Consider the following 13,342-nt stretch of genomic DNA (forward strand, 5'->3'; position numbering starts at 1 on the left):
ATATCTAAAGCGCGTTCCTAAGGAATACAGGCACATAACATGAACCAACAGCTATCTGTATGCAAAAGAAACGGTCGCAAAGAACCGTTAGATCTAGATAAGATCCATCGTGTCATTACATGGGCGGCAGAAGGCCTAGATAACGTCTCAGTTTCTCAGGTTGAATTAAAGTCACACATCCAGTTTTATGACGGTATTCGTACTGGTGATATCCACGAAACGATTATTAAAGCTGCAGCCGATCTGATCTCAAAAGAGTCTCCAGATTATCAGTATCTAGCCGCTCGTTTGGCTATTTTCCACTTGCGTAAGAAAGCCTATGGCTGTTTTGAGCCGCCGCACTTACACGACCACGTGGTAAAGCTGGTTGAAGACAAGCGCTACGATCAGCACCTTCTTACTGACTACACAAAAGCAGAGTTTGATGAGCTAAACAGCTACATCGACCATAGCCGAGATATGAACTTCAGCTATGCAGCTGTTAAGCAGTTGGAAGGTAAGTACCTTGTACAAAACCGCGTAACGGGTGAAATCTATGAAAGTGCGCAGTTCTTATATGTTCTTGTAGCTGCTAGCCTGTTTGCAAACTACCCGAAAGAAACGCGTCTAGATTACATTAAGCGATTCTACGATGCGGTTTCAACATTCAAAATTTCATTACCAACGCCAATTATGGCGGGTGTTCGTACGCCGACACGTCAGTTTAGTTCATGCGTACTGATTGAATGTGCTGATAGCCTAGATTCAATCAACGCAACTTCTTCTGCGATTGTAAAATACGTCAGTCAGCGCGCTGGTATTGGTATTAACGCAGGTCGTATTCGTGCACTAGGTAGCCCAATCAGAAATGGTGAAGCGTACCACACAGGATGTATTCCATTTTATAAGCACTTCCAAACGGCTGTTAAAAGCTGTTCTCAAGGCGGTGTGCGTGGTGGCGCAGCGACCCTATTCTACCCGCTTTGGCATCTTGAAGTTGAAAACCTATTAGTACTAAAAAATAACCGAGGTGTTGAAGAGAACCGCGTGCGTCATTTAGATTATGGCGTGCAGTTCAACAAAACCATGTATAGCCGCCTAATTAAAGACGACTATATCACGCTATTTAGTCCATCAGATGTGCCAGGTCTTTACGACGCATTCTTTGAAGATCAAGATAAATTCGAAGAACTGTATGTTAAGTACGAGCAAGATGAGGCTATTCGTAAGAAACGCATTAAAGCGATTGAATTATTCTCAATGTTTGCGCAAGAACGTGCGAGCACCGGTCGTATTTATCTACAAAACGTTGACCACTGTAATACACACAGTCCGTTTGACTCTAAGGTTGCACCGATCCGCCAGTCAAACCTATGCCTTGAAATTGCACTACCAACGAAGCCGTTAAGCCATGTAAATGACCCTGAAGGTGAAATTGCACTTTGTACGCTTTCAGCATTTAACTTAGGTGCCATCAAGTCTCTAGATGAGCTAGAAGAGTTAGCAGAGCTTGCGGTTCGCGCACTTGATAACCTATTAGACTATCAAGACTACCCTGTTCCTGCTGCGTACAATGCAACGATGGGACGCCGTACACTGGGCATCGGTGTGATTAACTTTGCTTATTATCTTGCAAAGAATGGTGTTAAGTACTCAGATGGTAGTGCTAACGGCCTAACACACAGAACATTTGAAGCGATCCAATACTATCTGATGAAAGCATCGAATGAACTGGCAAAAGAGCGTGGCGCTTGTCCTAAGTTTAACGAGACGACCTACTCACAAGGTATCATGCCAATAGATACCTATAAGCGTGACCTTGATAAAGTCTGTGAAGAGCCATTACGCCTTGACTGGGATGCATTAAGAGCAAGTATCCAAGAACACGGTATGCGTAACTCAACGTTGTCAGCCTTGATGCCATCGGAAACATCATCGCAAATTTCAAATGCGACAAACGGCATTGAACCACCTCGTGGCCATATCAGTGTTAAAGCGAGTAAAGATGGTATCTTGAAGCAAGTTGTACCTGAGTACGACCGCCTCAAAGACAACTATGAGCTACTTTGGGATATTCCATCTAACGATGGTTACCTTGCGCTAGTTGGTATTATGCAGAAGTTCATCGATCAAACTATCTCTGCAAATACCAATTATGATCCAAGTAAGTTTGAAGCGGGTAAAGTTCCTATGAAGCTATTGCTAAAAGACTTACTCACCGCGTACAAACTTGGTGTTAAGACACTTTACTACCATAATACCCGCGATGGTGCTTCGGATGCTCAAGATGAGTTGAAACCAGAAGCAGAAGACGATGGCTGTGAAGGCGGCGCTTGTAAGATATAACTTTTTATGCGGGTGGTCTTCACCCGCTTTTTTAGGTATTGAGTAACACATTTATGGCATATTCTACGTTTAGCAGAAATCATAACGACCAATTAAAAGAACCGATGTTTTTCGGACAAACTGTTAATGTATCTCGCTACGACCAACAGAAGTTCCCTATTTTCGAAAAGCTAATTGAAAAGCAATTATCGTTTTTCTGGCGTCCAGAAGAAGTAGACGTAAGTAAGGATAGATTGGACTTTCAGGCACTTCCTGAGCACGAAAGACATATCTTTTTGAGCAACCTAAAATATCAAACATTGCTAGACAGTGTGCAAGGTCGCTCTCCAAACGTTGCGCTTTTGCCGATCGTCTCCATCCCTGAACTTGAAACTTGGATCGAAACTTGGGCGTTTAGTGAAACGATCCACAGCCGCTCTTACACTCACATTATTCGTAATGTGACGCAGAATCCGGAAGTGATCTTTGATGACATCGTGGGCAATGACAAAATTGTTGAACGTGCGGACGCAGTTACCAAGTATTACGATGAACTGATTGAAAAGGTAAGCCTTTATAATCAGTACGGTGAAGGCAAGCATGAAATTAATGGCACAACGGTCGTCATTAACTTGTTTGAACTGAAAAAACTTCTGTATCTTTGCATCATGTCGGTAAACATCTTAGAAGCGATCCGCTTCTACGTGAGTTTTGCCTGCTCATTTGCTTTTGCTGAGCGAGAGCTTATGGAAGGTAATGCTAAGATCATCAAGCTAATTGCTCGTGATGAAGCGCTTCATTTGTCTGGCACACAGCATATGCTGAATATCATGCAAGAAGGCAAAGATGACCCTGAAATGTCTATCGTGGCAGCACAATGCCGTGACGAAGCGATTAAGATGTTTGTTGAAGCAGCTGAGCAAGAAAAAGAATGGGCTGAGTATCTATTTAAAGACGGCTCAATGATTGGCCTGAACAAAGATATTTTGTGTCAATACGTTGAGTACATCACAAATATTCGTATGGCAGCAGTTGGTTTACCAACGCAATTTGAGACCAAATCGAATCCTATTCCGTGGATCAATGCTTGGCTTGTTTCTGACAATGTTCAGGTTGCACCACAGGAAGCTGAGATCAGCTCATACCTTGTTGGACAAATCGACTCTGAAGTTGATGCCTCTGACTTTGGCGATTTCGACTTGTAATGGTTGAAAAGCCATCCTTCCTAATTCAGGTTGAGAATATTGAGGAGCCACTGAAATATGTGGCTTCTTCGTCTTCGATACTTGAGACCCTTGAAGCCGCGAATATTGAAGTCCCCTATCAATGTCGCGAGGGTTTTTGCGGCGCCTGCCGCGCCAAGCTCATTGAAGGACAAACACAGTACACAAACGAGCCACTTGCTTTTGTGAGAGATGGGGAAATTTTATTATGCTGTAGCAGACCCACAAGCCATATTAAAATAGAGTTGCCGTAAATAACCAAAACCCAAGAGATAACAACTTGCCTAATAGCCGTTATCCCTAACTAATACGTTAAATCAGCTTGGTAATTTGAGTACGAATGTAGTGTTCGCTATCAGTAACACTCATCGCCCCATTTTCAAAAATCACATCCCAATGTAAACTTCGCGTCAGCATTTCACACAATTCAACCACAAAGTCCTTAGGAATACTAAACACAGAGAAAGATCCAATAAACTGCAATTGCGCTCGACGCTCTTCAAACCATTGCTCACCGCCTGCACACAACACCACAACCTTAGCATAAAGCTTTTCATACTTGAGTATCTCATCGACCTCTAAGGTACCAATAAACAAAGCAACTTCAACCTGTTCGTTGTCATCTTCTAGCCATACATCCGGCCAATATTTTTTCTCCGCCTTGCTCCACTTTGCCGGCTTATCAAAAGACAGTGCGCAGATCCCAAGCAGTTTCATCGCAAAATGCTCGCTACTTTCTTTTGACAACATGGCGGTAGTAAACGCTTCTTCATGGTGGCTATGGTGAAATAAGTCAGCAACCTTAATCCTTGCCTTGAAAACAAATGGCTTGTTCATTATGTTGTGCTCACTTTAGCTTGTTTCTTAACTATAGCTGTAATTCTAATTTCAACAATAACTAAGTTATAGTATAACGTTATTGATCCGCAAAATTTGTAGTGTTATATTATCACTCTATTAGTCGAACAGCTCACTCGTTCAATACATAACCTAACTCGTGGTAATAAAAATATGTTTAAGCAGTCTCTTATCGCCAGCGCATTAATTTCAATAATAGGTGCAGCGCCAGCTTATGCTGCACAACTAACAGGTAAAGTTGTTGATGCAAACAACCAACCGCTCAGTAACGCCACTATCCACCTTCATGGCAAAAGCAAATCGGTAAAGTCAGATAAATTTGGCCAATTTACGATTGAGCTTGATGCTGACTCGCAGCTTCATATCTCAAAGCCAAACTACTTAGACCATCGTATTAATGTTACCGAAGAACAAGGTTTCGTACGTGTTGAGCTAACACCAACGTCCGTTGAGAGCATAGTTGTTTATTCTTCTGCCCTGCACAAAAATAGTATGGAAATGACCTCTCCAGTGAGTGTATTAAGCGGTGATGAACTAAAAAACCGTGCAAAACCCACACTGGGTGAAACACTAAAAGGCCAACCTGGGATCAATGCCAGTTATTTTGGTCCGGTAAGTTCAAGCCCTATTATCCGTGGCTTAGATGGACCACGAGTCAAAATCACGCAAAATGGGTTAGACAGTAGCGATGCCTCGCGCGTTGGTCCTGATCATGCCAACACCAACGACTCGCTTGCAGCGCAACAGATTGAAGTGCTAAGAGGCCCAGCTACCCTACTATACGGCTCAGGTGCAATAGGTGGTGTGGTTAATGTCGTTGATAATCGTATTCCGACTGATGTGATCGAAAGCCTTCAGGGCGCAGCCGACTATAGCCATGACACCAACTCAAATACCAATACCTTTGCGGTGTTATTAGAATCAGGCTTTGACGGCTTTAACTTCCATTTCGATGGCGTTAAGCGTAAAGGTGGTGACTATGAAACCCCTAATTTCGCGCTACCGCACGACGAACATGAAGAACACGAGCATGAACATGAAGGAGAAGATCATGCCCACGAAGCAGAAGAACATGAAACAGAGTACGCCAATCGCGTCGACAATACCTTTATCGATTCTGAGCAATTTAATTTAGGTACAAGTTACGTCGGCGATCATCTGACCGTTGGTTTCTCTTATGGCCGTGTTGATACCGACTATGGCATTCCTGCTCACTCTCATATTGGTCATGACCATGATCACGAGCATGAAGACGAAGGGCATGACCACGAAGAAGAATCCGTATTTGCTCGAGTAAAGCAAGACCGTTGGCAAGGGCTTGTAAATTATGCAGTACACAGTGACTGGCTTGAATCTGTTGGTCTACGTGTCGGCTACACCGATTACGAACACGCTGAAATTGAAGATGGAAACATAGGTACTGTATTTGAAAATGATACAACCGAGTTACGCTTAACCGCAGAGCACCGCTTAGGTGAATGGCACGGCACTGTTGGCTATCATTTCTCCGACAGCGATTACGCCGCAAATGGAGCAGAAGCTTTCACGCCATCGACCAATACCAAAACGCATGCTCTTTATATCCTTGAAGAACGTCGTTTTGGAGACTTCACACTTGAGTTAGGTGCTCGTATTGAAGACTACCAGTTATCAAGCAAAGGCAATCAACTCGAAGCGTACGAAGAAGATCATGACCATGAAGGTGAACACGATCATGATCACGACCATGGTGGTAACTTAGATAATGGGTTTATTTCTTATGACCTAGAAATGACCAATCTAAGCTTGTCTATTGGTGGTGTGTACGACTTTGCTGAAGGCCAAAACGTTGCTGTTTCGCTGTCTCGTTCAGAGCGCGCACCATTAACCGCCGAATTGCTTTCAAATGGCATTCATATCGCAACCAGCACCTATGAACTAGGGCTTGGTTATGAGCTAGAGGGTGATCATTTACACTTTGAGCCACAAGATGTTGAACAAGAGACATCAAATAACTTAGACATCAGTTTTAGAAAGTTCTCAGGTGACTTTGGCTATACCGTTAATTTCTTCTATAACGACATCGAAAACTTCTACTATCAGGCATTAACAGACTATATCTATAGTCCAGAGCACGGTTTAGAAGTGGCGGATCATGCACATGAAGGCGCGGTTCCAGTGTTTAAGTTTGAAAGCAGTGATGCCAAACTATACGGTCTCGAGTTTGATGCCCATTACAAACTAAGCAACTTTGCACGCGTCAAAGTGTTTGGTGATTCGCTGACAGCGAAGTTAGATAACGACGAATATTTGCCACGTATCCCAAGCAACAAGCTCGGTCTTGATTACGAACACAGTTACGAGAACCTAACTGCTAACTTCACGGTGACGCATTATTTCAAGCAAGACAACATCGCGAGCTATGAAAGTGAAACTAAGGGCTATACGTTAGTGGATATGTCGTTTAACTATGACTTTGAGTTTATGGGCAGTGACATGGTTGGTTATGTTAACCTTGATAACCTAACAGATGAGCTAGGCTTTGTGCATAGCTCGTTTATCAAAGAGCAAGCCCCTCTTCCAGGTCGTAACATCAAGCTTGGCATTAGAGGCTACTTTTAATACCGATTCCTTTCTTTTATAGAAACCAAAAAGCTACCTCTTGTGGGTAGCTTTTTTATCTAACTTGAAGCTGTGATACCTCAATTTAATGATATTAAATCAGTAAATTATGCGCGAGTGCCAAAGATTTTGTCACCGGCATCACCAAGCCCTGGGACTATATATCCTTTCTCATTTAAATGGCTATCTAATGCTGCTGTGTAAATTTCAACATCAGGGTGTGCTTCTTCCACCAGCTTTACTCCTTCTGGCGCTGCCACCAGCACAATCGCTCTGATCTCTTTTGAACCGGCTTTTTTTAGCATGTCGATAGTAGCAATCAGTGAGCCACCAGTCGCAAGCATTGGATCAATAACTAATGCAAGTCTGGCATCGATATTGCCCACCAACTTCTCAAAATAAGGCACAGGCTCAAGTGTTTCTTCGTTGCGCTGTAAACCCACAACACTTACTTTAGCTGCTGGGATCAACTGCAGTAAGCCATCTAGCATTCCCAAACCGGCTCTCAAAATTGGCACTAAGGTGATCTTTTTACCTGTCAGCCTTTTAACTGTTAACCCGTTACCGTCCCAAGCAGAGATAATCTGATCGCTCAACGTCAAATCTTTTGTTGCTTCGTAAGTGAGTAAGTTGCCAACTTCCGAGACAATTTCGCGAAAATTTTTGGTCGATATACCCTGCTCTCGCAAGAGCCCGAGTTTATGCTGAACTAGTGGGTGATCAATTACATGTAATGCCATGGCTGCGTATCCTTATAAACTGCTAAAGAAATCTTCTGGTTTGTGCCTTATAGGCTTTGTACACTGCACCGTAGGCGTGCCTAAATAAAGATAGCCAACGATCTCATCTTTTTCATTGAGACCAAGTTGCTTTTTCACTTCTGGACTCTGGGCAAAGTAGCCCGTACGCCATACACCAGATAACCCCTGTGCAAAAGCCGCTTGCTGCATCGCAAGTACACTACAGCCTGCACTTTGAATTTGCTCAATACGAGGTACTTTTGGATGTTCTTGATAAGGGGATATTGCGATGATCAACATTGGCGCGCGCTCTGGTAGCTGCCTGGCTCTATCTATTACTCGTTGCGCTTGCTGCTCTTTCATCGCTGCTTGATAGTAGATTTCACCCAGCTTTTCACGGCCTTTCTCTTCTACTGTAATAAATCTAAACGGTGTTAAGCCACCATGATCTGGCACTTTTAGTGCTGCTTTTTTAATGATTTCTAACTGAGCTGGATTAGGTCCAGGAAAAGACAAATTGTTATCTGACTGGCGTGTTAAGAGTAATTCTATGGCGTCCATTAACTCATCCCTTGTTGTGCCTTTAAAATGGCCGTGAATTATACCAGTTTGACTTATTACATGTCTCGAAATAGACCACATACTTAAGCAAATTGGTATTACGTGGCTTGTAGTCTACCATTTTCCCTTAAATTCGACCACGCGACATCACGGATTCTGGATAGCATCCTTGCAATATTTCGTTTTACTCTGGAAGTAAATCGCGTTGTTTTCTATCAATAAGTAGCCTTAACCAATAATCAACACTGACATAACGTCCACCACCAGTAAAAAATAATGAAAGTAGTAATACAAAGTAAGTTGCCGAAAATTCAATTCCATTGTTTAAAATAACAATATTACCTCTTTCATAGAGATAATTTGGTCTGCCATTTTCTTCGACTATCTCTTTAATTGAATCCAAACGTTGCTTTGCTGCTACGCTATTTTCTAAGCTCGCTTTAGCTTCTTCAAAGCCTAGCCAGTCTAATACTTTTGCGGCGCTGGTATCAGGATTTGTTGGCGTTACCGAAAACCAGCCATGCTCCAAATGCACCGTCGTTGCAGCAACTACCATAGTCACCATGAGCGGAATAGACACTAAACGCGTAAGCAAGCCAAGTAAAATTAGCCAACCACCTAAAAACTCCGTCCAAGCGGCTAGAAAGGCAAGTAAGTCAGGAAAAGGTAAACCTAAGCCCCATTCACTATTGCCAAACCATGCGACAATATTGGGATCGGCGAGGAGGCGTTGTAAAAATGCCGCGTCCGGATTAGCCAAATTTAATTTATTGTAACCTGCAATGATCATAACTGGCGCAAGAATAAGGCGCATAAGTAATGGCGCAAGACCAGAAAAATGTTGAGATAAATGTTGTAGTTGCCGATACGGCTTTAATAGGTTGGCAAGCATATGCGGTCCATAGTTGATGTTAGAATTATCAGTATAGACCGCAGATTGGGTTGGATTATTTCGTTAGATCTTTCTTGCTACCTGAAGGGCTTCTGCAATCGCTCGCTTAGCATCAATCGCTGCCGCCAGTTTGGCCCCACCAATAACGTGCTGATTTTCTGGTAGTGCCTCTTTATCGAACAAGCTATCGTTAGAAACTTGTCCAATACAAGCAATGACCGTATCAACATCCAACAATTGCTCTTCACCTGCAACTCTTACAGTCAAACCTTGATTATCAAAGCTGATATATTCGCATTCTGCAATTTGTTGAACATTGTGGTGTTTTGCAACGGCTCTGTGGATCCAGCCTGTGGTCTTACCTAAGTCTTTACCAAAACGTCCTTCAGAGCGTTTTAACATATAAATCGGTCTTTGCTCTTGTGATGGTTGCGCTTCGCATTCTATTCCCCATTGAGATTTAAAATCAGGGATCGTTTGTTCTCGCTGTTCAGTTAAAAACGCTACCATGTCAAAGCCAATACCACCTGCGCCTAAAATAGCAATTTTATTACCTAATTCTACTTCACCCTTAATCACTTCGTCATAGGCAAACACACGTTTCCCATCTGCGCATTCAATTTTCGACATCCGTGGACTTACGCCCGTTGCAAATACCACATCATCAAACGCATTTGCCATTGTTTCTTCGTATGGTGTATTTAGGCAAAGCTCAACACCTAAGCGATTTATTTCGCTGACATAGTATTTAAGCGTATGTTGGAAGTCTTCTTTACCTGGTATTCGCATCGCTAAATTAAACTGACCACCTAATTCGCTACCTTTATCAATCAACTTGACTTGATGGCCTTTTTTAGCGAGATAATAACTTACAGACAACCCAGCAGGTCCTGCGCCAACAACGAGTACTTGTTTTTTCCTTTGGGCACTCTGAAGTGGATAATCCAATTCAAATCCGGCTTGTGGATTCACCAAACATGTTGCTCGTTTACCTTTAAATACATGGTCTAAACAACCCTGATTACAGCCGATGCAAATATTGATTTGTTCCGAGCGCTGCTCTTGATATTTATTAAAGAATTCAGGATCAGCCAGTAGCGGACGCGCCATAGAAATAAGGTCGGCATCTCCTTTAGCTAAAATGTCATTAGCAAGATCTGGGGTGTTAATCCTATTTACTGCTACAACAGGTATATCAACGGCTTGTTTTAATCTATGTGACGCTTCACGATAAGCACCTGGAGGCACCATCGACGCAATTGTTGGAACACGCGCTTCGTGCCAACCAATGCCAGTGTTGAGAATATCCACACCGGCCGCGACCAAAGCTTTGGCTTGAAGCACAACTTCTTCTGGTGTTGAGCCATTTGGGATTAAGTCCATGACCGACAGACGAAAAACGATTATGAACTTATCGCTCACTTTTGCTCTAACCGCTTTTACAATATCTGTTGCCAATCGCATTCTGTTTTCTAAGCTACCACCATATTCATCAGTGCGCTTATTAGTATGACCCGCCATAAACTCATTGATTAAATATCCCTCTGAGCCCATGATTTCCACACCATCGTAGCCTGCTTTTTCGGCCAACTTAGCTGAGTGAGCAAAGTCTTTAATCGTACGTTTGATGGCACTTAAGCTCATTGCTTTTGGTTTATATGGATTAATCGGTGCTTTGATAGCACTAGGTGCAGTGTTGAATGGATGATAAGCATAGCGCCCAGCATGTAGTAACTGTATACAAATTTTGCCACCATGCTTATGTACTACATCAGTGTATGCTTTGTGTTTAATTACATCGTATAACGAGTTAAAAGAAGAAGAAATGGGTGTCAACTTACCGCGTAGGTTTGGACTGTAGCCACCGGTTACGATCAGACCCACTCCACCTTTTGCTCGTTCCTCATAAAACGCAGCCAGTCGCTTTCGGTTGTGCCACCCTTCTTCAAGCCCGGTATGCATTGATCCCATTACCAAGCGATTTCGCAAACTGGTATGTTTAAGTTGTAGTTCTTGTTCTAACATTTGCCGCCCCACAAAACTGGTCTTACCTGTGAACATTAACGTTTTTTTATTATTTGGCAAGTCTTAAGGAGAAAGAAATTAACGAATTTGGCAGCATTGGCGATATTTCAATCATGAAAATACTTCGTTACGTTTTTCTATTATTCATGAAACTCGCTCTGATATATGATAAATGTATAGAGTTGTATTGAAGTTAAGCATAAGGGATCATTTTGAAACTGATAGCGAATATTTTTAAAGGCATTTGGGCCACACTGAACTTTTCCAGGCGATTAATTTTAAATCTGCTGTTTTTATTCATTCTTATCGCCATCGTGATAAGCATTGTATCGGGTGAGGATCAGGTTAAGGTCGAAAATAAAAGCGTACTACGTTTAAACCTGAACGGTATCATAGTTGAGCAATTGACCTATGTTGACCCTGTTGAGGCGGCAATGAGTGATGCTTTTGGTGACTCAGAAGAGCCAAGCGAAATTTTATTAGATGATGTCATCGATGTTATCAATAAAGCGGCTCAAGATGACCGCATTACAGTGATGTATCTTGATTTACAACGTCTTCATAGCGCCCATCTCGATAAATTACGAGATATCAAAGACGCGCTCGCGCAATTCAAAGCAGCAGGCAAAAAAATCTATGCGCATGGTGCTTATTACACTCAAGCTCAATATTATCTCGCCTCGGTAGCCGATGAAATTTCTCTACACCCATACGGTGGAGTTAATATCACCGGATTTGGCATGTATCCCCTGTATTTCAAAGAAGCTCTTGATAAGCTTAAAGTTACGCAGCATATTTTCCGCGTTGGTACATACAAGTCGGCCGTTGAGCCTTATATTCGCAGCGATATGTCACCTGAAGCAAAAGAGTCAAATCTTGGATGGATCACCCCGCTTTGGACACAATACAAAACAGAAGTGGCCGAAAACCGCGGTTTCGATGTGGCTAACTTTGATGAAACCTTCGCTGCATTAACAGACAAAATGGAAGCGGCGCAAGGCGATTCCGCCAAATACGCTATCGACAACCAATGGGTCGATGCGTTAACGACCAATCAAGCATTTGCACAGAAACTGATCGATGAAGTTGGTCTCGATGCAAAGGGAAAATCTTTTAAACAGGTCTCGTTCAATCAATATCTATCGACGTTGCCGCCGAAAGAGTTTGCAGAAAATCCATTTACCGAAAAAGTCGCAGTGGTTGTTGCTAAAGGTCAAATCTCTGATGGAAAGCGTAAAGCGGGAGCTATTGGTGGCGATTCAACAGCTGCACTACTTAAAAAGGCTCGCCTTAACGACAAAGTGAAAGCCGTTGTACTAAGAATTGACTCTGGCGGTGGTAGCATGTTTGCTTCTGAAACCATTCGTAATGAAGTTCTTGCACTAAAAGCCGCTGGAAAACCTGTGATAGCATCAATGGGTTCAGTTGCAGCTTCTGGTGGTTATTGGATTGCGGCATCAGCTAATGAAATTTGGGCATCGCCAAGCACGATCACGGGTTCTATTGGTGTATTTGGCATGATCATGACCTTTGAAAATGCAGCAAACTCATTAGGAATTTATTCTGATGGTGTTGCGACAACCGAATTAAAAGGCCAATCTCCATTCAGAGGGATAGATGGTGGCTATAAAAACCTTATCCAGATGGGGGTTGAAGATGCCTATGATAAGTTTATCTCTATGGTTGCAACCGAGCGAAACCTTGATAAGTCAGCGGTTAACGATGTTGCGCAAGGGCGTGTATGGCTAGCAACTCAGGCGCTTGATTTTGGCCTAGTTGATAAGTTAGGCAACAAGAACGATGCCATTGAAGCGGCAGCAAGTCTTGCCAATTTAGAGATGTATGATGTTGTCACTATTGAACAAACACTCACCGAACAAGAAAAGCTGATGCAACAATTATTTGGTGCGTCTATGGTGCAAAGCGCCATTAGTGCCCTTGTACCGGAGCAATCGATATTCGCAAAAACTGCATTAAATGCCCTAGACAGTGTTAGCAATACAATAGCACTACAAACTCAGATGTTAGGCCAGCTTAACGATCCTAACCATGTCTATACGCTTTGCTTAGTGTGTAACGTTTCACCTGAGTAAAATCGATTAAGCACTGCAATTGTGGTGCTGTAATTGTTATACTGA

The 13,342-nt window shown here is 42.7% G+C and carries 10 protein-coding genes; 5 read left to right on the forward strand and 5 right to left on the reverse strand.

Features of this window, described 5'->3' with window-relative positions; genetic code table 11:
• Positions 1-39 precede the first annotated feature (39 nt).
• The 3 genes from nrdA to yfaE are packed head-to-tail and all read left to right on the forward strand — an operon-like array spanning position 40 to position 3,781.
• Entirely contained in the window at positions 40-2,325 is a 2,286-nt protein-coding gene (nrdA, locus tag MHN30_RS21695; protein ID WP_039495787.1) for a class 1a ribonucleoside-diphosphate reductase subunit alpha, read from the forward strand.
• Between the two features lie 53 nt (positions 2,326-2,378).
• A complete protein-coding gene (gene nrdB, locus MHN30_RS21700) occupies positions 2,379-3,509 on the forward strand; it encodes a class Ia ribonucleoside-diphosphate reductase subunit beta (RefSeq protein WP_017217314.1) in 1,131 nt (376 codons plus the stop codon).
• The gene (gene yfaE, locus MHN30_RS21705) at positions 3,509-3,781 is read left to right on the forward strand and encodes a class I ribonucleotide reductase maintenance protein YfaE (protein WP_130164025.1); all 273 of its coding nucleotides are present in this window, start codon (positions 3,509-3,511) and stop codon (positions 3,779-3,781) included. The genes nrdB and yfaE overlap by 1 nt, the downstream gene beginning before the upstream one ends.
• Positions 3,782-3,839: 58 nt before the next feature.
• Here the strand turns inward: yfaE and MHN30_RS21710 are convergent, their stop codons facing one another.
• A complete protein-coding gene (locus MHN30_RS21710) occupies positions 3,840-4,364 on the reverse strand; it encodes a YaeQ family protein (RefSeq protein WP_069019120.1) in 525 nt (174 codons plus the stop codon).
• A gap of 174 nt (positions 4,365-4,538) precedes the next feature.
• On the opposite strand from MHN30_RS21710, the gene MHN30_RS21715 reads away from it, so the two are divergent.
• Positions 4,539-6,986, forward strand: coding sequence for a TonB-dependent receptor (locus MHN30_RS21715; RefSeq protein WP_130164024.1), 2,448 nt, complete (start codon positions 4,539-4,541; stop codon positions 6,984-6,986).
• 107 nt (positions 6,987-7,093) lie between these two features.
• On the opposite strand, the gene upp is transcribed toward MHN30_RS21715, so the two are convergent.
• From upp to MHN30_RS21735, 4 genes are all read right to left on the reverse strand, one after another.
• The gene (gene upp, locus MHN30_RS21720) at positions 7,094-7,726 is read right to left on the reverse strand and encodes a uracil phosphoribosyltransferase (protein ID WP_239361111.1); all 633 of its coding nucleotides are present in this window, start codon (positions 7,724-7,726) and stop codon (positions 7,094-7,096) included.
• Between the two features lie 12 nt (positions 7,727-7,738).
• Positions 7,739-8,287, reverse strand: coding sequence for an NAD(P)H nitroreductase (locus MHN30_RS21725; RefSeq protein ID WP_222243340.1), 549 nt, complete (start codon positions 8,285-8,287; stop codon positions 7,739-7,741).
• Positions 8,288-8,471: 184 nt separating this feature from the next.
• The gene (locus MHN30_RS21730; RefSeq protein ID WP_069019116.1) at positions 8,472-9,179 is read right to left on the reverse strand and encodes a DoxX family protein; all 708 of its coding nucleotides are present in this window, start codon (positions 9,177-9,179) and stop codon (positions 8,472-8,474) included.
• Positions 9,180-9,242: 63 nt separating this feature from the next.
• Positions 9,243-11,204 (reverse strand): NADPH-dependent 2,4-dienoyl-CoA reductase, encoded by a 1,962-nt coding sequence (locus MHN30_RS21735; protein ID WP_239361113.1) that lies wholly within the window; start codon positions 11,202-11,204, stop codon positions 9,243-9,245.
• A gap of 212 nt (positions 11,205-11,416) precedes the next feature.
• Here MHN30_RS21735 and sppA point away from each other — a divergent pair, with 212 nt between their 5' ends.
• Entirely contained in the window at positions 11,417-13,297 is a 1,881-nt protein-coding gene (gene sppA / locus MHN30_RS21740) for a signal peptide peptidase SppA (RefSeq protein ID WP_239361114.1), read from the forward strand.
• The last annotated feature ends 45 nt before the right edge of the window (positions 13,298-13,342 follow it).

This window comes from Pseudoalteromonas sp. OF7H-1 (genome assembly GCF_022347825.1).
Classification (GTDB): domain Bacteria; phylum Pseudomonadota; class Gammaproteobacteria; order Enterobacterales; family Alteromonadaceae; genus Pseudoalteromonas; species Pseudoalteromonas maricaloris.